Raw genomic sequence first — 22,134 nt, 5'->3', positions numbered from 1 at the left:
TGTTGTTGCGGCGCATACAATTTATGCTCGCCTTTAAACTCCATATACATTTTAGGAATACTTATGAGCTCAACAACGCAAGTAGCAACATTTGGTGGCGGCTGTTTTTGGTGTATAGATGCTGCATTTAGACGTGTAAATGGCGTATTAGATGTGAGTTCTGGCTATACAGGCGGCGAAACCGACGACCCAACCTATAATTCTGTATGCTCTGGCACAACAGGGCACGCTGAGGTTGTTAAGATTGAATTTGACGCAACTGTCGTTAGCTTTGAAACACTGCTGGCAATGTTTTTCACTTTGCATGATGCAACACAGCTGAATCGACAAGGTAACGACATAGGCACACAGTATAGAAGCGTTGTTTACTATCACGATGAAGCTCAGCTAAAGCAAACCAATGAAATGATAGCTCAACTGCAAAGCCATGTGAGTGAGCCAATTGTGACAGAAGTCAGCCCTGCTACTACATACTATCCAGCAGAGCATTACCATCAAGATTACTATAACGAAAACCCACAGCAGGGTTACTGCAGTATTTTAATCGCACCTAAATTACATAAGTTTGAAACCGTATTTAAAGAGTTTTTAACTGAGTAACTAAGTTTAGTCGCATAGTAAAAAGCCCGATTTAAATCGGGCTTTTGTCTTTTTTACTCTTTAACTATTGAAAGCGATTAAAACTGGTAACTTGCGCCTGCAAAAAAGCGGCGCTCTGGTGTGTTGTAGTAATACACTTGACCCGTTGTAAAATCAGCGTTTGAGTCAACCGCGTTATACTCTTTATCAAATAAGTTTTCTACACGAAGCGAAACCTCAATGTGTTCATTTACTTGGTAATTACCCGCTAAATTCCACAGCGTGTAAGAACCTAAGCGCGTTACTGCACCTTCTCGGTCACTACGGTATTGCATGTCTAACCTTGCATCAAAAGCACCAAACTGTTTTGCAAGTTCCCAGTTAAATGTGCGTTTAGCAACATTACGTAACTCTGCGCCCGTTTCTTCGTCTTCTGCACTTAAATAAGCAAAGTTAAGGTTGCTATCAAAACCAAAAAACTGCTGAGATAAGCTAAATTCAACCCCTTCGTAGCGTGCTTCATTTAAGTTGATAGGAAAAAAGTTAGAATCTAAAGATATCTTATCTTCAATATCATTTCTAAAAATAGCAACGTCAATACTTGCTATATCAAAACCTACATTTAACCCAATCTCTTGATTTAATGATTTCTCAGGCTCTAAATCAGGATTAGATGAAGGTGGAAAACCAGGAAAAGCCGGAAAGTATAAATCGTTAAATGTAGGTGCTTTAAAACCAGTGCTTTGGCTTATACGGAACGTGGCGTCTTCAGATAAATGATAACCCGCAGCGGCTGTATATGTTGTTTCATCACCAAACTGTTCATCATCGTCTTGGCGAATTGTTAAATTAACTAACACTTTTTCAGCATTGTAATAGGCCCCAACAAATACTGCTAATACATCACGCTCTTGCATATCATACTGCGTTGAACTGTGAGATACATCATCGTTGTACCAATTAATACCACCACTAATGTTAAGTTCATTAGATAACAGGTACTGCCCGTTATAATCAATTTGTGTGCGTTTAGTTATAAAGGTACTTGTTGTTGGCCCAACTGAAAAATCGACATATGTATTGTCTGAATCATCTGTTGAAAGCGCTAAATCAATACTATGCGTTTGGTTAGTGTAGTTTTTGCTCCAACCTGTAGAAAGTTGATAGTTTTTAAAGTCATCTCGTTCAATCGTACTATCTGCTGGGCTAAAGCTACTGTCGTAATCTGCATAACCTTCACTGTATTGGCCTAATAACTTAAAGTCGCCGTAATGTGCATCGGTGTAGTTTACTTTAAACCCAAGGTTTTTATTTTCATAGCCATCTTCATCAGGTGCTACGCCTTGCAATACATCAAAGTTATCTGTTTTTTCAAAGCCTGCGTTAAATGCTGTTGTTATATCATCTGATTTTACAGAGCCTGCAACTTGATAATTTTGATAAGAGTCAGAACCAAATGTAGCGCTTAGGGATAAGTTATCTGACTCACGCGTAATAATATTAATAACACCAGCGAGTGCATCAGAGCCATAAACAGCCGCGCGAGAGCCTTTAATAATTTCTATGCGTTCAATACTATTTAAAGGGACATTATTTAGTGCTTTTTGACCAAGTGTTGCTGAGCCTGTACGTACACCGTCAATTAAAATCAACGTATCGCCAGAGCCTGTACCACGAAGTGACACACCTGTATTTTGACCAAAACCACCGTTTGGATTAACTTGAAAACCCACTCGCGTGCTTAAAAGTGTAGGTAAATCGCGTACGTTACTAGCTTCTATTTCAGCACGTTCAATAACATTTACACTCACTAAAACGTCGTTAATTGATTGCTCAAACTTATTAGCTGTAACGGTTATTTTTTCAATTGATTGCTCTGCACCAGACACAGAAAATGAAAGCGCAGCAGAAATTGCAACGCCTAGAGTTGTTTTGTTTAACATGAGATCCCCTACCTTTGCCCACCGCAAAGATTTAAGTAAGTAAGATTGCATCAAGGCCGGTCTCCGGACTCAGTAAGCACATAAAAACATGCAATACTCTACCGTTGCGGGGGCAGTGTTGGGCTTGTAGTCATCATGAAAACGCACCAACTTCCCGATTATCCTGCTAAAAAAATCATTACATGAAGTGGCTAGCAAGCACCTTGAAAATATGCCGTCATTGTGAGCATTTTGTTTACAAATGTCAATGGACGTCTATATAGCTAAAAGCTATTTCAGTTCAGTGCTGTATTATTATAGCTTGAAGGAATACCGTACTTATCAAGTAGCTTCTGAAGTTGCATTTGTGTAGTAGGTAAATTTAATATTTCATCCATTTTGCGACTAGATATTTTATTTGATTGTGAGTTAATCAAAAAATGTGTTTCATACACTGCATCTGGTACGTCACTCTTAAATAGTAAATCCATATTTAAGATATTCTGCTTTTTAAAATACTGATAAGCAATACTGTTTAAAACCCCGACTTCAGCGCGCCTTAATAGCAGCATTTTAACTACATTGAATTCATCGATTGTAAGGCTTACCTGGTGCTCTTCTCTCAAGTATTCGGCATTTGTATTAAATCCTGCAAATTGATACGAATACCCTAAAACCCCAACTTTGGTTAATTTGTCCAGATTGTCAAAATAAGTTTGTTCTGATGCATTCTCTTTGAGTGTATAAAGCTCGTTTTTGGTGATGGTATAAAATTCAGTTTTTTCAATGTTTTTCTGCGTTGTTTTTGGCAGCCATTGCATTGCCATTAAAAATAAAACGTCGAAGTTATTTTTTTCAACAGACAAAGTAAGCCTTTTTACAGGTAAAGAAATAAGTATAAAGTTAAATTCCTCCTGTGCGTCGTTTAAAATATTAATAAACTCAGGAGCAAAGCCCTGCTTTTTTTGCGCGTTAATAATAATCGGAAAGTAGCCATCTTCGACCAATACATCAATATCAACTGGCTTTGATAAGCTTGGCTTGGTAAATATAAGCAAAACAAATAACAGAAATAATTGATGGGGTCTCATTTTAATACCTTCTAGAGTGAAATTTTTATTATATTCAATTAAATATAATAGCTTAAATATCAAAAGGTGGATTAATACATGCAGAACTACGAGAGGATAAGGTGGGAAAGTTGTAAAAAATTAAGTAGCTTTAATCTGTCTGCAAATATAGACAAATTAAAGCATTTTTATTAAAAACAGTTTATAAATTAGTCACGAAAGTTTTTAAACTGAAAAGGCTGACCTAAATCGGCACTGCGTACTACCTGCATTGCCTCTTGAAGATCGTCACGCTTTTTACCTGTCACACGCACTTCTTCGCCTTGAATAGCGGCTTGTACTTTAACTTTTGAATCTTTAATGGCTTTAACCACTTTTTTGGCCATGTCTTTTTCGATACCTTGCTTTAACCCAACGTTACGAAATACATTTTTTCCTGCACGGCTAATATCTTGAAGTTCTAAACTAGCTACATCCATACCGCGCTTTGAAATTTTTCCCGCTAAAATATCGAACAACTGCATAACTTGAGAGTCAGCTTCTGCTTTAAGCTTAATTGTTTTATCGTTTAGCTCAATAGATGCATCAACGCCTCTAAAATCAAAGCGAGTCTCTAATTCACGGTTTGCGTTATCAACCGCATTTTTAGCTTCGTTCATTTCTACTTCAGATACAATATCAAATGAAGGCATTAGTATACTCCTAACTATTTAATCTTAATTTTATGTGGCAATTATAACGCTAAAATTATAAATCTTTACATTTTTCTGCATCTTGTTCAGGTGCGATACTAAATTAGTTTGATATACTTGCGCCTCTTTTTTAAGCGATTTTAGGATTTGTCGTGACAAGGCGTGTTTATCAAGCAGTTTTTTTAATCAGCATAGTGGCTTTCACCTTTTTATTTGCTAAAGAAATAAAAGGTGGCGTTGTAAATTTATTCCCTCATGTTGATAAAGTCGCCCATTTTGGGATTTTTTTTATATTAGCCATAATAATGGATAAGGCTTTTAAGCTTCCTTTATATGCTCAAATACTCTTATTAGCAGGCTATGGCGCCTCGATAGAAATAATGCAAGACGCACTACCTTATAGGCAAGCATCACTTGGTGATTTTTTTGCTGATTTTGCAGGTGCTGCAAGCTACTTTTTACTTAGAGTAATTTTTACACCTCGAAAAAAGAACCCACATGGCTAATATTTTAATCGTTGGCGATGGCGCTATTGGCTTATTGCTGAGCCACTTTTTGAGCGCATCGCATAATGTCAGTGTTTTAACTCGTAAAAACCCAACAAACACCCGCTTTTACAGCAGAGGTAAGGGTGCATCAAAAAAAATTGACGCTAAATTTATTTCATTAAATCAGCTAGATAAAGCAACTGAATTTGATGTAATTTTATTTACCGTTAAAGCTTTTCAAGTGCTTGATGCGTTTTCTCAAATAAAGCCATTTTTACCAACACATTGCTCTGTTGTACTTTCGCACAATGGAATGGGCAACGTTGATGAGATAAATAACCAGCTAAACACCCATCAAGCACTCTACTTTTTAACGACAAGCATAGCGGGCTTTAAATCAAACCAATATATTGTGCAACACACAGGTGAAGGACAAAGCGTTATTGGTGGCTGTAATGAGCTTGCACTTCAAAATAGTGCGCCAATAGCTGATATTTTTAAAGTAATACCCAACCTAAAGTTTACTAATAACATTCAGCAGCTTCGTTTTGAAAAGCTACTCGTCAATATTGCCATTAATCCATTAAGCGCTTTAAGTAATGTAAAAAATGGCGAATTACGTGCACCTAAGTACAATACAATAATTTTTAATGCACTCACTGAAGCATGCAATATTGCAAAGGCTCAAGGGCTTAATATCCCATTAATTAAAGCTCTCAATACCGCTTATAAAATAATGGAGTTAACCGCAAATAATTACTCATCAATGCAGCAAGATATAGCTCACAATAGAGAAACTGAAATATCAGCTATATGTGGCTATATTAGCCAACAAGGTAAACTTTACAGTATTCCAACGCCTTACAACGATGAGTTGTTAGTCAAAATTCAGGCAAAAAAAAGCGTGGTATAAACCACGCTTATATAAGCTTTTAACTTTACGGGCGATAAACTTTTACAGTTTCGAAGCCCTGTTCGTGCAGCATAAGTGCCTGTAGTTGGCTCATTACGCCTCTGTCACAATATAAATAGTAGTCAGTGTCTTTTGGTAAATCACCAAACTTAGTAGCCAAACGGAAGAACGGCAAATGCACCACTTCAACACCATCGATTGCAAGCGGTGCAGCTTCTTCTTCTTCTGGTGAGCGAATATCAATTACTACAGAGCCTGCAGGTAAATCAGCAACCGACTCAGCCTCTTTTAGCTCTTGCTTTGCTTCTACGTCAATATCGCGTACATCCATTATGCGCGCGTTATTTACTACGGTATCTAGCACATCAAAATCGAACTTTTCTTCTTCGGCTTCTATTACTTCAATTTTGGCTTTAACTGTCGGTTTTTTAGAAATAACACCACAATATTCAGGCATCGTTTCAGCCATTTCAGCTGTACCAATTTGGCGAGCAAGATTAATAATTTCTTGTTTATCATTTTGAATTAGCGGGCGTAAAATAAGCGTTTCAGTAACGCGGTCAATCACGCTTAAGTTCGCTAATGTTTGACTAGATACTTGGCCAATACTTTCACCAGTGACAAGCGCCTGAATGTTTAACTTTTCAGCCACTACACTTCCTGCTCGCATCATCATACGTTTAAGTACAACACCCATTTGGCTGTTTTCAACGTTTTCTAGAATTTCAGCAACAACAGGTTCAAAATCAACTGTTATAAATTTAACTTTATGTGTTGAGCTGTATTTTTTCCATAAAAAATAGCTCGCTTGCTTAACACCAATCTCGTGCGCTGCGCCACCTAGATTAAAGAATAAAAAGTGCGTACGTGCGCCTTTACGAATCATTTGGTAACTTGCTACGCCAGAGTCAAAACCACCCGACATAAGCGAAAGCACGTCTTCTTGCGTTGGTAGTGGAAAGCCCGCCATACCAAAATGCGTTTGCGAAACAATATAAGCTTTATCGTCTTTTACTTCTAAGCGTATTGTTACTTCTGGACGGCTAAGTTTAACGCTTGCGCCTTCAATATGTTGATTTAGCCCACCACCAACATAACGCTCTAAATCAGTCGAGGTAAAGTCGTGTTGGCCTATACGCTTAGCACGCACACAAAAAGTTTTACCCACAATTGTGTGACCCACTAACGCTATTGTTTTTTGATAGATATCATCGAGAGTTTCAAATTGCGTCTCAGTTACTTCAATAAACTGAACGATACCAGGTATGCGTTTAAGGCTGTCGATAAAATCAAGGCGAACTTGTGCATCTTCAAGCTTTGTAACAACTGAAATATTATCCCAGTTATTTCTTACTTGTACTTTTTCGTCAAGACGTCGCAATACAATCTTAATGTTATTTTCTAACACTTTAGTAAAGCGTTTACGGACCGAACGGCTTTTGATGGCTATTTCAGGATGTAGTTTGACGATAAATTTAAGCATAGTTCACTCTTAGACTGCGGGAATTCGCGCTCCCAGGCATTTGGCGCGCGATTATAGCAAAAAATTCAGCGTCTAGGAAACAACCAATAATTATCGACTAAGCAACCGCGAGGGCCTGTTTATCTTTCGAGGTTAAATTTGCAGCAGTGTGTTTGGTATTTTAGCAAGGCAGAGCCTATGTAGCGTGGTTATTCCCTATAAATAGGCGATAACGTAGCATAAATGCTAAACATACGCTGCTCGAAGGATTCTGCCTTAGGGCAATTAACTCTTTGTTGCCTACATAGATTTAGTCAGTAAGGTAACGCAGGAGCAGTTACCCTACTGGCTTACAAATCTCGCATCGCGATTTAATCGCTCCTAGATTGAAAAATTTTAATCTTGAAGGGTCACAGCCCCTAAGGCTTGTTGTGCTAACTCGGTGTATTTTTCGCGTAGCAGGTTCATTTTATCGATACTTTTATCGGTACTGTACGCTCTAAATAATGTAAGTACTTTTAAAATACCGTGATATATATCTTGCTCAGCAAGGGTACCGCTTGGCCTACGAGCCTTAATATAAGGCGTCCAAAAACTAACAGTTAACTTTAGTGTATGGGCTAAATCAATGACATCTTGCTCATCAATAGCAATCATTTCACTATCGCGAAGACCTAGAATAATTTTACGAACTTGCTCTAATAACTCTAACTGAAAATCAATGTAAGCTTGTTTTAGCTCAGTGTCTCTGGCGAGTATATCGCCAAGATTGTCGTAAAAAAAATGGTAACGCCACATTAATTCAAATAACGAATCTAAATAAGCCGTTAAATGATTAAATGCATCATCATCTTTATTAATAGGTTTAAAGTGAGTATTTAAATGATCGCGATACAGCGCAAAAATATGACGGATAATGTCTTCTTTATTTTTAAAATGATAATAAAGATTACCCGGGCTCATCCCTAAGTTTGATGCAATATGATTTGTCGTTATTGCACGCTCACCATTTTCGTTAAACAACAAAATACTGGTGTGTATTATTTTATCCTTGGTATTCATATGCTAATACTCAAATTATCTATAGGCTACATTACACTCAAAAGAGGTAAACAGTATAAACAAATATGAATCATTAAAACACTCAAACCTTGGACTGACCTGTTCAAAGAAAGTAAGTGTTTATATGCTTTATTAGCTAGGCTGCTTTGTGGCATAAACACTGTTAAACTAGCGCTAAAATCATAAATAGTGAACATTATGAAAGTTATTGCAATTTACCCGGGCACCTTTGATCCACTAACCAATGGTCATACAGATCTTATTCAACGTGCAGCTAAAATGTTTGATACCGTATTAGTTGCGGTTGCGAACAACCCAAGTAAGAAACCCTGTTTTAACCTTGAAGAACGTGTTGAACTTGCAAACTCTATTTTAAGTCACTTAGATAATGTTAAAGTCATTGGTTTTTCTGGCTTATTGGCTGACCTTGCGCGCGATCACAATGCTAATGTGCTTATTCGTGGTATTAGAGCGGTATCTGATTTTGACTATGAATTTCAATTAGCTAACATGAACCGCCGCCTGAATCCTGATTTAGAAAGTGTATTTTTAACACCCGCAGAGCGAAATTCATTTATTTCATCAACGCTCGTTAAAGAAGTAGCACGTCACAATGGTGATGTAAGCGAGTTTGTAGATCCTGTAATTGTCAAAGCGCTAAAAACTAAATTGGGCTGTGGTGCTCAATAACACTTCCCGAATTAGCGCATAACTTGTATGCGCTAATTCGGCTTTTGTATAGATGATGATTTTAATTTTTTAATTAACCAAACAAGTTTTAGCAAATCTTTATTGATAATTAGTATTAGCGCCATAGTGATATCAATAATAGGCATAAGAAAACCATACAGCATCCACAGCCACCAAAAGTCCCAATTGCCATAAAGAGTATTATCAATATACATGCTCATAAACAGTGAGGCATTGATACCAAGCCCTACAATAAGATAATAAAATCCGTACGGTATTTTACATCCTAAAAAAATACGCCACATAAAAATAACGGCAATTGTTAGTACATCAAATATAAACATCTTTAAATGCGGAGCTGCAGTAGTTATGTCCATAAATAAACTAGATGTATACGAAGCCATCATAATAAAGCTAAGGTGAACTCGGCTTTTATCTTGCTTATTAATGGCAATTGATAGAGTGAACAAAAAAGCAAAAACAAACAGCCATGTAATAAGTATTCCAAAATATTCGTTAACTGAATTTAATTGCCAAAATAGATCCTCCATTCTATTCAACTTTTTGATGAGTGTTTTTTATACGATTAAGTAAATGCCGTTTTAAAGCAACCAAACCTAAAAAATCTTTGTTAAAGATAAGTGCTAATGGCATTATCAAATCTGTAAAGTACATACCAAATACATAAACGTTCCAAAACCACCAATAATATAGAGTACCTAAAATCTCTATATCGTAATGCATAGCTAAAAATAAAGATGCGTTAATACTCAAACCAAAAACAAGATAATAAAATGCGTTAGGAATTGGGCCACAACTGCAGTACCGAAACGTAAAAATAATAATTAGAGTTACAATATCGAAGTAAAAATAGTTTAAGTGAGACACTATAACCATATCGAACAGTGTACTTAAGGTATACGAAATCATCATAATACCAGAAAGGTACATTGTATTTTTATAGGGACTGTTTATGCTTGCTGACAAATTATAAAGAAATGCAATTACAAAGAGCCATGTAATAAATATACCTACATAATCTCTAATCGCTACCAGATCCCACAGTATGTCAGCCATCATGCCCCTTTATGAATTTATTATTTCGCAACCACCCTTTTAGTTTATACAAACCTAAAATATCCTTATTGATGATTAATACCAATGCCATTGTAAAGTCGACAAAATACATTCCAAAAATATAAACTGTCCAAAACCACCAATAGTAAAGAGTACCTGCAATTTCAATATCGTAATGCATACCTAAAAATAAACATGCATTAATAAAAAGCCCTACAATTAAATAGTCAAAAGCAATTGGTACTAATTTTTTATATATAAATCGCCAAAGTATCAGGGCGCTAATAGTAGCAAGATCATAATAGAAGTAATTTAGGTGAGGATTTTCAATCAGTGGATCCATAAAAAGACTAGATATATATGAAACCATCATTATAAATGAAAGATGTGCTCTACTTTTATCATTTTTATTAATACTCGCTGATAGATTATATAAAAATGCGATTAGGAAGAACCATGTAAATAGTATTGCTACGTTATACCCTAAATCTACCAGAGCCCAAAGTATGTCAACCACTACTATTATTCCTTTTCATAATACTATTTTGGAACCATGTTTTAATTGCAGCTAAAGCTAAAAAATCTTTGTTTATAAAAAAAATAGCTACCATCATAAAGTCGGCTAAATTGACAACAATTGAATAAAATGACCAAAACCACCAAGGTTCGTAATTATCAAAAATATATACATCTAGATGCATACCAAGAAATAATGATGAGTTTATAATCAACCCTAACAACAAGTAAATCGATATAAGATTTTCAATAATGAACAACCTTAAAATAATAATGGCGAAAATAGTTGTTATATCAAACAAAAAGAGCTGAAGATACGATATGTGTTGTATATCTATAAACAGGCTTGGGGAGTAAGAAATTGACATAACAAATGATAACCATACAGCTTCTTTTCTAGGTTTGTTAATACTTATAACTAATGAGTACAAAAAAGCCATTAAAAAGCCCCACTGTACAAATGCACCTATGTAAAAAGAAATGGCTGGATTAACTAGAATATTATCCATTATTTTTGAGATTTTTGTTGAATACTAGTGACAGAATCATTAAAACATCGAACATATTTACACCAACAGAATAAACACTCCAATACCACCAAGGCTCATAGTTATACAAGACGTATAGATCGTAATGTAATATTAAGGTAAGCACAGCATTTATTATTAACGCAAAGATGATGAAGTGAAAAGCCATAGAGCGGTGAAGTACTTTAAAGTGCTCTAAAATTAATAAAGCTAAAATAGTAACAAAATCGTAGAGCATCGAGTTTAAATATAAACCTTCTAATAAGTCTATATAACCACTAGAAACATATGAGCAGAGCATAAGCGCAGATAAATAAACAGGAGACTTATTTTCTTTATTTATCGTAGAGGTCAAACAATACAGAAAGGCCATTAAAAAGCCCCACTGAGTGAAGGCTTGTACATAAACCATAAGGGGTTCAGTAACGTACATTTTCGTTACGTTGTTGGTTGTGTTTTACTCGTTTTAAACAATCGAGTTAATTTTCTTTTTATACCGTGTAGACCTAAAAAGTCTCTATCTACAATGAGAGCTACGACCATTAAAAAATCAATAATATTTACAGAAAACTGATAAACACTCCAAAACCACCAAGATTCAAGATTTTTATTAATATACACATCTAAATACATCAATAAGAAAAATATAGAATTAACAGAAAGACCTATAAGTAGGTATAAAAATGAAGGTGTAGTTTTTTTGATAAATAAAAATGCGATAGCTAAGCATAAAATTGTAGATATGTCGTAAATTGCCCAATCAAAATAAGTCGTATCGTAATATGAAAGCCAAGTAAATATATAATCTGTTGCAGTATAGGAAATCATCATAATGAATGAGCTGAGCAATAGTGTGGTATCCCTTTTAACATCTAAGCTATATACAAAGATATTAAAAAAGAATGCCATCAAAAAAGCCCACATTGAGAAGGCTGACAGCGAAAACAAACCAAAAAACTCAGCTAAAAACATTCAATACCTTGTATTACTTAGGGCGAGTGCCTGAACCACCTGAAAGGATTGCAGCGCCACCACGCTGTAATTCATTACTCGCAGCAGTCATCGCTTCTTGTGAAAAGCTCACTGTATCAGATTGCAGGGTTTTAGGGCTAGCAGTTTGTTCCATTGCAGGCTTTAATTGTTGCGTTTTGTTGTATGCTTGCATTTGTAATTGGCTATTAGCTGAAACTTGCATGTGATTGATCCTTGTAAAAGTTTTAATTATATTTGGTGCAACTTTTAACCACATTATTATGTAGATAAATGCATTACCTGTTTTAAGCAGTGATAGCTATTTTGCTATCTACCTTATAATTAGCAATCAATGTGCCAACTTTTTTTGACGCATTAAAATTCACTCAAAAATATAATCAAACCAAACAACTCCGACCAGTTTGCTGCAAATATAAAAAAACGCACAGGGATAACCGTACGTTTTTTGTATCCAGGGAGTTTAAGCTACGTATTTACACGGGATCTCCGCACGTGTACTTAGCTTCAAAATATATTCCATTGCTACTTCGTCACAATTTTCTTTACGAAGGCAAAGTTCACAATCTTTCATTACTTTTTCAGGCAAAGAGTCTTTGCTACAAAAAGTAAAACGTTGTTGTTCAAAGAAATCGGGGACACGGGTCAATACAATAACTCGGTTAAGTGCCAATTTTTTGGCTTTAGCAAGTAGGTGCTCTACAAGCTGTCTACCCTGCCCCGTCACTTTACTTTTTGGGTCTATACCCAATGAGCGTATTTCAGCAAGGCCGGTATCGTAAATGTATAACGATGCACAACCTGACACTTTTCCATTTATTTCAGTAACGGCAAACTCGTTAATGGAGTGCACCATATCGCTTTTTGCACGAGGCAGGTTTTCGCCTACCGTTGCCCAGTGCTGTATAAGTGTGGCAATTGCCTCTACATCATCTAAATTTGCATCACGTACCGTTATTTGCTGTTTTTTTTTGGCTTCTTTAACAGCGTTAGTTACTTGCTCAATAGACGTTCCGCCAAGCGCTTGACGCGCTTTTATACAAGCATCAATTTCAAGTACTGGGTAAACATCGTCTTCAAATACAGTGTTTACTGATTTGTACTGTTCAAGTGATAGCTCCTCAAGCGTTTTACCTTCGCTAATCGCAAGCTGTACAAGTACACCCACAATGTGATGCCCTTCTCTAAATGGCACACCTTTAGCAACTAAGTAATCAGCAAGTTCAGTGGCATTAGCGTGGCCGCCTTTTGCCGCTGCTAACGTTTTATCACCATTTACTTTTACGCCTTTAATACACGCTTGCGCCATATGAATACATGCAAGCCATGTTGGCATAGCGTCAAACAGGCCTTCTTTGTCTTCTTGCATATCTTTATTGTATGCAAGTGGCAACGCTTTTAATGTCATCATCATAGCGCTAAATGCACCAAATACACGTCCGGTTTTACCGCGAATAAGCTCGAGTGCATCAGGATTTTTTTTCTGAGGCATGAGCGATGAGCCTGACGTGACGTTATCAGCAAGCTCTATAAATCCGGCTTCACCCGAATTATAAAAAATCAGATCTTCAGACATACGAGATAAGTGAATCATCGAAATAGACGCACAACTTAAAAGATCTAACACGAAGTCACGATCAGATACGCCATCAAGGCTATTTTTTGTAGCCGCTGTAAAACCTAATCCGTGGGCTAATGCTTGGCGATCAATCGGATAAGCTGTACCTGCTAATGCACCACTGCCTAATGGGCAAAAATTCATGCGCGCTTTAGCATCTTGCAGGCGGCTTTCATCGCGCTCTAGCATTTCTACATACGCCATACACCAGTGGCTAAACAATACTGGTTGTGCGCGCTGTAAATGCGTGTAACCTGGCAATATTGTGCCAAGCTCTCGCTCTGCAAGCGCTACAAATTCGCCTTTTAGCTGTGCAATGGCATCTAGTAAATGATCGGCTGTATCACGGCACCATAGTCTAAAATCGGTGGCAACTTGGTCATTACGGCTTCGGCCTGTATGTAATTTTTTAGCTAAATCACCTACTTTTTCAATTAGAGCAGCTTCAACATGTGAATGAATGTCTTCTGCACCTGAAGTAGCAACTGATTGTGGATCAGCTTTAACTTCTTCAAGTAGCTCATTTAATGCAGCAACTAATTTTGTATGCTCATCACTTGAAAGTACATTTACCTGTTCAAGTGCACCAGCCCATGCCACAGAGCCAATAATATCTTGCTCTGCTAACTGGTAGTCAAAGGGAAGAGAGTCGTTAAATTGCTTAAACGCCTCATCTGGACCCGTAGAAAAACGTCCGCCCCATAATGCCATGAAATCTCTCCAAACCCTGTAGTGCCCCTTTTATAAGGGGCTATAAATAATTTACTTTTTAGCCAATGCTGAAATTCTGCTTGAAAGCGAGAATAAACGAATAAAGCCTTCAGCGTGTGACTGGTCATATACATCATCTTCGCCAAATGTAGCAAATGCTTCGCTGTATAAGCTATTTGGTGATTGCTTTTGAACCGCAGTTACTTGACCTTTATATAGCTTAAGTACCACTTCACCTGTTGCCACTTTAGAAAGTGCTTCTGCACCGGCTAAAATAGAATCTTTAAGTGGTGTAAACCAACGTCCGTCGTACACTAAATGTGAAAATTCACCACCTAGTACTTCTTTCCATTTACGGCTTGCTTTATCAAGCACTAGCTCGTCAATGGCTTGAAGCGCAGCCATAATTACTGTGCCACCTGGTGTTTCATAACAACCGCGTGACTTCATACCTACTAAACGGTTTTCTACAATATCAACACGCCCAACGCCATGAGGTGATGCAATATCGTTTAATTTAACTAAACAGTCATATGGTTTAAGTTCTTCGCCATTTACAGCAACCACTTCGCCTTCAACAACTTTTAAAGTTACTAGTTCTGATTTATCTGGTGCTTGCTCTGGAGAGTTAGTCCAAGTCCATACTTGCTCAGTTGGTTGACACCATGGATCTTCAAGCTCACCACCTTCGTGCGAAATATGCCAAGCGTTAGCATCACGGCTATAAATTTTTGTAGCAGATGCTGAACACGGAATGTCACGCTCTGCTAAGTAATCAAGTAATGATTCACGACTCGATAAGTCCCACTCACGCCATGGCGCAATTACTTTTAAATCTGGAGCAAGGGCTGCAAAACATGATTCAAAACGAACTTGGTCATTACCTTTACCAGTACAACCATGAGAAAGTGCATCAGCACCTACTTTACGTGCAATTTCAACTTGTGCTTTAGCAATAATAGGACGCGCCATAGACGTACCTAGTAAATAAGTACCTTCGTAAATCGAGCCCGTTTTAAGTGTTGGATAAATGTAATCACTTACCATTTCATCTTTTAAATCAACTACGTAACATTCTGAAGCACCTGAAGCGATTGCTTTAGCTTCTACGCCTTCAAGTTCTTCTGCGCCTTGACCTACATCCGCTACAAACGCAACAACTTCACAACCGTAGTTTTCTTTTAACCATGGCACGATAGCCGATGTATCAAGACCACCTGAATAGGCTAAAACGACTTTTTTAATTGAACTCATAGGTGTTCCTTAACAAAATTTGGATTTAGTAATGTAACTAGCAAAGCATTTTGCGCGTGCATGCGATTCTCTGCTTGTTGAATAATTTTCGATGCTGGACCATCCATTACCTCAGAGGTAATTTCAAATTCACGGTGTGCCGGTTGGCAATGTAATACCGTAGTTGCACCTGTTTGATCTAGCAATGCCTGATTTAATTGATAAGGCATATATTTTTCTTTAACTTGCTCAAGCGGTGTTGTATCACCCATTGATACCCATGTATCTGCATATACAACGTTTGCACCAACAGCCGCTTCAACACGGTCACTTACCATCACTGATGCGCCATTCATTGCCGCTATTTGCTCTGCCTTTTTAAGGATTTGCGAATCAGGCGAGCTGCCTTTTGGCGTTACAGCAACAAAATCAGTGCCAAGCGTTGCAGCTAAAAGCATTAATGAATGAGTTACATTGTTGCCCTCACCTAAGTAAGCCACTTTAAGCTCGCTCACATCGCCGTGAACTTCTTGAAGCGTTAAAAAATCAGCAAGAGCTTGGCATGGGTGGTATAAATCACACAAACTATTTACTACCGGTACTGATGCGTATTCACCTAATGTAGTTAATGTGCTGTGCTGATTTACGCGTGCAACAATACCATCGGCCCAAGTAGAAATATTAAGTGCGAAATCTTTAATTGATTCACGTGCACCCATAGCGCCATTTTGCTGATCTAAATAAACTGCATGGCCACCAAGGCGGTTAATACCTATATCAAACGATAAGCGAGTACGTAAACTTTGTTTTTCAAACAATGTTACGATTGATTTTCCCGCTAATACGTTGCTGTATTTTTCTGGTTTTGCTTTTATATCTTGCGCTAACTTTAATAAATTAAGTGCGCCTTCTTGGTCTAACTCTAAACCCGTTAAAAAATTCTCAAACATAATAAACCTATGGTGTAATCTTAGTTCCGACATGCTCGCCTTGTAGTAGAGCAGTTAAATTTTCTGGCTTTTGCCAGCTGGAAATATACACACCGCGTCGTAAATGTTGGGCAGCGTGAAGGCTGGTCTTAACTTTGACCTCCATCCCGCCCACAATTACTCCATTTGTAATTAAAGTATCAATGTGTTTTGTGTCAAGTTGATGTAACGGCTGTTTATTTTCATCAAGCACTGCTTCAACATCCGTCATAAAAATAAGCTCAGCATTTAAGTTACTAGCAATAGCCGCTGCTGCTTCATCTGCATTTACGTTGTACCAAAGCCCTTGCTCATCAAAGCCTATAGAGCTAACAATCGGTAGGCGACCGATTTTAAGTAAATCATTAACAATAGAATCGTCGTTGCTTTTACATTTACCCACTAAGCAAAGCGCTTTTAGCTTTTGATTGGCAGTAACACCTGCCTCAAAAAGGCTTAAGCCCACAGGCTTGTGCCCAGCACTAATAGCTTGAGTCATTAATTGTTTATTAGCGCAACCTGCGAGTGCACCCACTATATAAGGCATTTGCTCTGCTGGGCTAATACGTAATCCTTGGTGTTTAGCACTGGCAAAACCCGCTTGTTTTAACCATGTATCAACTAAAGCGCCACCGCCATGTACAATGACAAATTCATCATTTTTTTGCTCATTTAATACATCAAACAACGCTTTTGCTGCATTTTCTGTATTAAGTACTGCACCACCTAGTTTAATTACCCACGTTTTTTTACTCATTTAAAACGCTCCTTTTAAACCAGTGGTATGATCTAAATTCATAGAAATATTAATACACTGCAAAGCTTGTCCAGCAGCGCCTTTTAATAAGTTATCAATAGCAGACATCACAATTAACTGCGTTCCTTGTTGCTGCCAGCCAATATCAACAAATGGCTGCTTAGCTACACCTTTAATTGAAGGTACTTTATCGCCTAATAAACGAATTAATGGCTCGCTCGTAAGTACTTGATAAGCCGATGCAACGTTTTCCTTGGTAACGCCTGGCTTAAGCTGTACATAAATAGTTTCTAAAATACCGCGCGGAAAATTACCTAAGTGCGGTGTAAACAACACTTTGTGGCCAAGGTGTTGTTCAATTTCAGGGCCGTGGCGATGGTTAAACAAACCATAAGGTGCAAGCGACACTTCACAAAAATGCGTTCCTACACTGGCTTTACGCCCTGCGCCTGTAACGCCCGAAACCGCATTAATAATAATACTTTCGCTACTCAATAAGCCTGCTTGCTTAAGCGGTTTTAGCGCATTAAGCGCTGCTGTTGGGTAACAACCTGCAACAGCAATTAGCTTTGCATTAGCGATAGCATCATGGTTCCACTCAGCTAGACCGTAAGCCGCTTCATTTAAAAGCTCTGGATGTTGATGCTCAAAACCATAGTAAGTAACGTAGTCGTCATTGCTTGCTAAACGATAGCCACCAGATAAATCAAATACCTTTTTACCCATAGCTAAAAATTGCGGCGCTAGATCAACACTTACTTTGTGATCGGTACATAAGCATACGTAATCAGCATCACTTTGAATGTCATCAAAAGCTGATACGCTAAGAGGAAGTAAAGGGCAGTCTAGTAAGCCAAGGTGCTCTGGGTATAAATCACTTAGCAATTTATTTTTATCTAAGCTACCCTCAGATACATAACAGCCTGTTAAAGTTAAGTTTGGATGCTTAGCAACTAAACTTGCTAACTCTGCGCCGCTGTATCCGCTTGCGCCAATAATCACTACATTCATTTGTTACTCGTTATCTTAAAATTAATTACTACTTATCTATAATGTTCGCTTAAACTAGCTTAGACGCTAATTAAGTCTTTTTTATTAATGAATTTTGATTATCGTCGCATTATTTTCATGGCGTTACTTTTAATATATTTATGCTTAAAAAGTGAATTGATATTCATCATAAATACTTTTATATTGTTATGCAATTAAATTGAATAATAATTTTGGATTTTTTTATGCCTTTGCCTTCGTTTATTTCCATGTACCAACAATTGATTGCAGCCCCTTCAATTAGTGCTATTGAAGACAACCTGTGTATGAGCAATAAAAACGTAATTGAACTCCTAGCCAGTTGGTGCGAAACAATCGGTTTTACGTGTGAAATTATAGAATTAGAAGGAGGTAAAGGGCGCTATAATTTATTAGCAAAACGCGGAGAAGGTGATGGCGGATTAATGCTAGCTGGTCATACCGACACAGTGCCTTTTGATGACAGTCGTTGGAATCATAATCCATTTAAACTTACCGAACTCGATAACAAATTGTATGGGCTAGGAAGTATTGATATGAAAGGCTTTTTTGCTTTTGTATTACAAGCGATTAGTGAACTTGATGAAAAGCAGCAAACTCAGCCTATTTTAATCCTTGCCACCGCCGACGAAGAAACAACGATGGCTGGTGCACAACAAATATGTAAGCACCCGAATTTAAAACCTGCGCGTTGTATAATAGGCGAACCTACTGATATGACGCCAGTATTTATGCACAAAGGCCATATGAGTACAGCAATAAGAGTGGTTGGTCGCTCTGGGCATAGCTCCGATCCCGAACGTGGTCTTAACGCCATTGAAGTAATGCATAAAGTGATTACAAAATTGATGATCTTAAAAGAACAATTAAAGCATAAGTATTCAATAAACCACTTCGAAATCCCTTATCCAACATTAAACTTAGGTAATATTCATGGCGGCGATAACGCGAATAGAATTTGTGGTTGCTGTGAAATGCATATAGATATGCGCCCATTACCAGGTTTAAGTGTACAAGAACTACAAGCATTAGTACTCGATGCAACGAAAGAGATAAATCAGCAATACCCAAATGCGGTGAGCGTTATTGATTTACATGAACCAATACCGGCATTTAGTGGGAGCACCGACAGTGCTTTAGTAAAAATGGCTGAAAAAATAGCGGGGCAAAAAGCGGTCGCAGTAAATTACTGCACTGAAGCGCCGTTTATCCAGCAACTCGGTTGTGAAACGATTGTAATGGGCCCAGGCTCAATTAACCAAGCACACCAGCCTGATGAATTTTTAGCGATGGAAAAAATAAAACCATCACAACAAATAATCACTGATCTTATAAAAGCAAATTGCTTTAGCTAATAAGATTACAATAAAGGCGCCAATTGGCGCCTTTATTAATACAGAACTAAGGCCTAATCACCTTTAACTTCTAAGTTAATAAACTTAACTAGCTCTTCAGGTTGCCCTACTAGCATCATAACTTGTTGGTTAATTTCCATCATAGTTTTACCTTCAGGTAGCTTTGCAGACACACTGAATGAATTCAAACCTTTCGCAAAGCTAGTTAAAGCCTCTGCAATATCTTCAGTTACAGGAGCTTGTTGTAACTGTTGCTCTAGCGTCATTTCCATTTGCTCAAGCGTCATACCTTGCTTTTCAAGCTCGCTTGAGAGTAAATCTTTTAATTTACCCTGGTTATTTAAGGCAAAGCTAACATTACGCGGCTCTAATTTACTCATTGCTTGCATAACAAGTGTTTGCTGCTGTAATTCTTGCTCATACGTCAGCGGTTGATCACCCGCTTCTTGCTGCGCCTTGCTAATAGCCAATGAAGCATCCATTAACGCTTTTGAATTAGCTAAACCCATATCCATATTAAAACTAACAATGTCTTTTGCATCAAGCTTAACTACTACATCACTATTGCCAGACTCTTCATCGTAATCAAGTGATGAATGTAAGTCGTAACTTGCCGACGCTAACATTTCGTTTGTATCAGCTGGTAATTTTGATACGAAGCTTTTATCAAACTGAAAGCTTTTTACATCAAATGATGTATGTGGTGATATTTTATCCGGCTCGTAGCCAGTTATTTCAATGCTTTGAATATTAGCAACATTGTCACCTTCAGGGCTTATTACTTCCATGTTTGTTATTTCTACACTCTTTGAAATAACACTTGCCGATAAACCAGCGTATTTAAATGTAGCGCCAGTTTGCTCGCTTACTAAAGCAAGTTGCTTATCTACTTCTGCACGCACTTCTTGAGTTGCTACGTAGTTTGCGTAACTAACACCACCCACGCCTGCGGCCACAAGAGCTGCAACTATAACTAATTTTTTCATGTCATTTCCTTATTTAATTCTTTCTATAAAGTGTCTCAACTTAAGAGTAACACTGAAGAACATCACCGATAAGTGTTAATTAATCAAACTAAGTAACTCATGTACGGTTTTTACAGGGGTAATTTTAGCGCCTAGCCCTTCCATCGATTTATGGTAATTGCGAAATGGAATATATATTTCTATAAAACCATGTTGTGCAGCCTCTTTAACACGCGGTACACCACTGTCTATTGGGCGTACATCGCCGTTTAAGCTAAGTTCTCCCATAATACACGTGGTACGAGGTACAACAAATTCGTTTAAACTGCTAAGTAACGCGGTTACTAATGCTAAATCGATGCAGGTTTCTGTCTCATCAATTCTTAAACCACCCACAATATTAAAAAACGTATCGTGAAATATTTTAGTTTTAGTATGCTTACGTAATATACCGGTCAGCATTTTTATACGATTCATATTTAAACCAACACAAACACGCTGCGGAAATTCAGCTTCTGTTTCGGTAGTTAAACATTGAATCTCAAGCAATAAATTACGATTCCCTTTACGAATACAGGTAATAGTAGAGCCAGGTGAGTCGGTGGTTGAACCCGATAAAAATATTTCACTTGGATTATCAACGCTTAACATTCCACGTTCACACATTTTAAAAATGCCAACAGTATCAATATCACCAAAGCGGTTTTTATTTGCCCTAAGGGTTCGTATTTGCCCATCGTTGGTATCTATGTGTAAAAGCGCATCAACAATATGTACAAGTGTTTGAGGGCCTGCTATTTCGTTATTTTTATTTACGTGAGCAATAATGAACATGGTTACATCATTTTGCTTACAGTACTGGGTTAATGCTTGGGCGGCGCTTTTTACTTGCGAAGGCGAACCTGGGCTACCATTTGCCGTATCGGTTACAACAGCTTGAATAGAGTCAATAACAGCAAACTTAATTTTATTTTTCTCGAGCTCTTCGATGATGGTTTCAACGCTCGTTTCAGAAAGTAAATAAAGCTCGTCCGGGTTATAGTTTAACTTTAAACGATTTACCCTGTTTTTAAACTGCGATAAAGATTCTTCTGCCGTACAGTAAAGTGACGGCATCCGTTGTGACATTCTCGCCACTAGGTCAGATAGCAAAGTTGTCTTACCCGCCCCCGGATCGCCCGAAATTATATTAACAGAGCCAGTAGTCACCCCGCCGCTTAGTACGCGATCAAGCTCGCCGATTTCAGTTAGCTGCTTTTCAGCCTCTGATGTAGCAATATCATTGATTTTTTTAGAGCCACCACCAACACCACCAGCATAACCACCAACGTTTGCTCGTATTGATGCTTTTTTACTGTGCCCTGCTGAAGGCTTAAATTCCGCTAATGTGTTCCACGCACCGCAGCGACATTGACCCTGCCAACGTTGATAGTTCATGCCACATTCGGTACAAACAAATTCTACTTTTGCCGCTTTAGCCATTGATAACTTTACCTACTATTCTTTAATT

22 protein-coding genes and 1 riboswitch are annotated in these 22,134 nt (G+C 37.7%); of the genes, 5 read left to right on the top strand and 17 right to left on the bottom strand.

Going from position 1 to position 22,134, the window contains the following annotated elements; all coding sequences use genetic code 11:
- Window positions 1-63 precede the first annotated feature (63 nt).
- Entirely contained in the window at window positions 64-600 is a 537-nt protein-coding gene (gene msrA / locus H5161_RS09835; RefSeq protein ID WP_024598602.1) for a peptide-methionine (S)-S-oxide reductase MsrA, read from the top strand.
- Window positions 601-677: 77 nt separating this feature from the next.
- On the opposite strand, the gene H5161_RS09830 is transcribed toward msrA, so the two are convergent.
- From H5161_RS09830 to H5161_RS09820, 3 genes are all read right to left on the bottom strand, one after another.
- Complete coding sequence (locus tag H5161_RS09830; protein WP_182769179.1) at window positions 678-2,522, bottom strand: TonB-dependent receptor domain-containing protein; 1,845 nt, start codon at window positions 2,520-2,522, stop codon at window positions 678-680.
- A 36-nt stretch (window positions 2,523-2,558) separates the two neighbouring features.
- A riboswitch (cobalamin riboswitch) is annotated at window positions 2,559-2,743 on the bottom strand.
- Between the two features lie 54 nt (window positions 2,744-2,797).
- Complete coding sequence (locus H5161_RS09825; RefSeq protein WP_024595949.1) at window positions 2,798-3,592, bottom strand: hypothetical protein; 795 nt, start codon at window positions 3,590-3,592, stop codon at window positions 2,798-2,800.
- Between the two features lie 188 nt (window positions 3,593-3,780).
- Complete coding sequence (locus H5161_RS09820) at window positions 3,781-4,263, bottom strand: YajQ family cyclic di-GMP-binding protein (protein ID WP_002958753.1); 483 nt, start codon at window positions 4,261-4,263, stop codon at window positions 3,781-3,783.
- Between the two features lie 152 nt (window positions 4,264-4,415).
- On the opposite strand from H5161_RS09820, the gene H5161_RS09815 reads away from it, so the two are divergent.
- On the top strand, window positions 4,416-4,769 hold the full coding sequence (locus H5161_RS09815; protein ID WP_002958754.1) for a VanZ family protein: 354 nt from the start codon (window positions 4,416-4,418) through the stop codon (window positions 4,767-4,769).
- Window positions 4,762-5,664: a ketopantoate reductase family protein gene (locus H5161_RS09810; protein ID WP_182769178.1), complete on the top strand. Its 903-nt coding sequence runs from the start codon at window positions 4,762-4,764 to the stop codon at window positions 5,662-5,664. The genes H5161_RS09815 and H5161_RS09810 overlap by 8 nt, the downstream gene beginning before the upstream one ends.
- Window positions 5,665-5,689: 25 nt before the next feature.
- Here H5161_RS09810 and thiI read toward each other — a convergent pair whose 3' ends face one another.
- The gene (thiI, locus tag H5161_RS09805; protein WP_149602230.1) at window positions 5,690-7,147 is read right to left on the bottom strand and encodes a tRNA uracil 4-sulfurtransferase ThiI; all 1,458 of its coding nucleotides are present in this window, start codon (window positions 7,145-7,147) and stop codon (window positions 5,690-5,692) included.
- 375 nt (window positions 7,148-7,522) lie between these two features.
- Window positions 7,523-8,188, bottom strand: a complete 666-nt coding sequence (locus tag H5161_RS09800; RefSeq protein ID WP_165744837.1) for a TetR/AcrR family transcriptional regulator — start codon at window positions 8,186-8,188, stop codon at window positions 7,523-7,525.
- Window positions 8,189-8,386: 198 nt separating this feature from the next.
- On the opposite strand from H5161_RS09800, the gene coaD reads away from it, so the two are divergent.
- Window positions 8,387-8,878, top strand: a complete 492-nt coding sequence (gene coaD / locus H5161_RS09795; protein ID WP_039484868.1) for a pantetheine-phosphate adenylyltransferase — start codon at window positions 8,387-8,389, stop codon at window positions 8,876-8,878.
- 32 nt (window positions 8,879-8,910) lie between these two features.
- Here the strand turns inward: coaD and H5161_RS09790 are convergent, their stop codons facing one another.
- From H5161_RS09790 to argC, 10 genes are all read right to left on the bottom strand, one after another.
- Window positions 8,911-9,429, bottom strand: coding sequence for a hypothetical protein (locus tag H5161_RS09790; protein WP_182769177.1), 519 nt, complete (start codon window positions 9,427-9,429; stop codon window positions 8,911-8,913).
- Between the two features lie 518 nt (window positions 9,430-9,947).
- Window positions 9,948-10,472, bottom strand: coding sequence for a hypothetical protein (locus H5161_RS09780; protein WP_182769175.1), 525 nt, complete (start codon window positions 10,470-10,472; stop codon window positions 9,948-9,950).
- The gene (locus tag H5161_RS09775) at window positions 10,465-10,980 is read right to left on the bottom strand and encodes a hypothetical protein (RefSeq protein ID WP_182769174.1); all 516 of its coding nucleotides are present in this window, start codon (window positions 10,978-10,980) and stop codon (window positions 10,465-10,467) included. The genes H5161_RS09780 and H5161_RS09775 overlap by 8 nt, the downstream gene beginning before the upstream one ends.
- Before the next feature lie 456 nt (window positions 10,981-11,436).
- The gene (locus H5161_RS09770) at window positions 11,437-11,970 is read right to left on the bottom strand and encodes a hypothetical protein (RefSeq protein ID WP_149602224.1); all 534 of its coding nucleotides are present in this window, start codon (window positions 11,968-11,970) and stop codon (window positions 11,437-11,439) included.
- A gap of 13 nt (window positions 11,971-11,983) precedes the next feature.
- The gene (locus H5161_RS09765; protein WP_149602223.1) at window positions 11,984-12,193 is read right to left on the bottom strand and encodes a hypothetical protein; all 210 of its coding nucleotides are present in this window, start codon (window positions 12,191-12,193) and stop codon (window positions 11,984-11,986) included.
- Window positions 12,194-12,451: 258 nt separating this feature from the next.
- Window positions 12,452-14,317 carry an argininosuccinate lyase gene (gene argH, locus H5161_RS09760; protein WP_149602222.1) on the bottom strand — a complete coding sequence of 622 codons (1,866 nt, stop codon included), beginning with the start codon at window positions 14,315-14,317 and terminating at the stop codon, window positions 12,452-12,454.
- Between the two features lie 51 nt (window positions 14,318-14,368).
- Complete coding sequence (locus H5161_RS09755; RefSeq protein ID WP_007377844.1) at window positions 14,369-15,571, bottom strand: argininosuccinate synthase; 1,203 nt, start codon at window positions 15,569-15,571, stop codon at window positions 14,369-14,371.
- Complete coding sequence (locus H5161_RS09750) at window positions 15,568-16,500, bottom strand: ornithine carbamoyltransferase (protein ID WP_002958764.1); 933 nt, start codon at window positions 16,498-16,500, stop codon at window positions 15,568-15,570. The genes H5161_RS09755 and H5161_RS09750 overlap by 4 nt, the downstream gene beginning before the upstream one ends.
- A 7-nt stretch (window positions 16,501-16,507) precedes the next feature.
- Complete coding sequence (gene argB, locus H5161_RS09745; RefSeq protein ID WP_182769173.1) at window positions 16,508-17,275, bottom strand: acetylglutamate kinase; 768 nt, start codon at window positions 17,273-17,275, stop codon at window positions 16,508-16,510.
- Entirely contained in the window at window positions 17,276-18,286 is a 1,011-nt protein-coding gene (argC, locus tag H5161_RS09740; protein ID WP_182769172.1) for an N-acetyl-gamma-glutamyl-phosphate reductase, read from the bottom strand.
- A 224-nt stretch (window positions 18,287-18,510) separates the two neighbouring features.
- Here argC and argE point away from each other — a divergent pair, with 224 nt between their 5' ends.
- On the top strand, window positions 18,511-19,659 hold the full coding sequence (gene argE, locus H5161_RS09735; RefSeq protein ID WP_149602219.1) for an acetylornithine deacetylase: 1,149 nt from the start codon (window positions 18,511-18,513) through the stop codon (window positions 19,657-19,659).
- A 53-nt stretch (window positions 19,660-19,712) separates the two neighbouring features.
- On the opposite strand, the gene H5161_RS09730 is transcribed toward argE, so the two are convergent.
- Both H5161_RS09730 and radA read right to left on the bottom strand, forming a co-directional pair.
- Window positions 19,713-20,645 (bottom strand): hypothetical protein, encoded by a 933-nt coding sequence (locus H5161_RS09730; RefSeq protein ID WP_002958768.1) that lies wholly within the window; start codon window positions 20,643-20,645, stop codon window positions 19,713-19,715.
- A 75-nt stretch (window positions 20,646-20,720) separates the two neighbouring features.
- Window positions 20,721-22,106, bottom strand: a complete 1,386-nt coding sequence (gene radA, locus H5161_RS09725) for a DNA repair protein RadA (RefSeq protein ID WP_182769171.1) — start codon at window positions 22,104-22,106, stop codon at window positions 20,721-20,723.
- Window positions 22,107-22,134 lie beyond the last annotated feature (28 nt).

This window comes from Pseudoalteromonas sp. SG43-5, assembly GCF_014164345.1.
GTDB lineage: Bacteria > Pseudomonadota > Gammaproteobacteria > Enterobacterales > Alteromonadaceae > Pseudoalteromonas > Pseudoalteromonas distincta.
The sequence above is the reverse complement of the archived record's forward strand: the minus strand, read 5'-3'. Positions and strand labels throughout refer to the sequence as shown.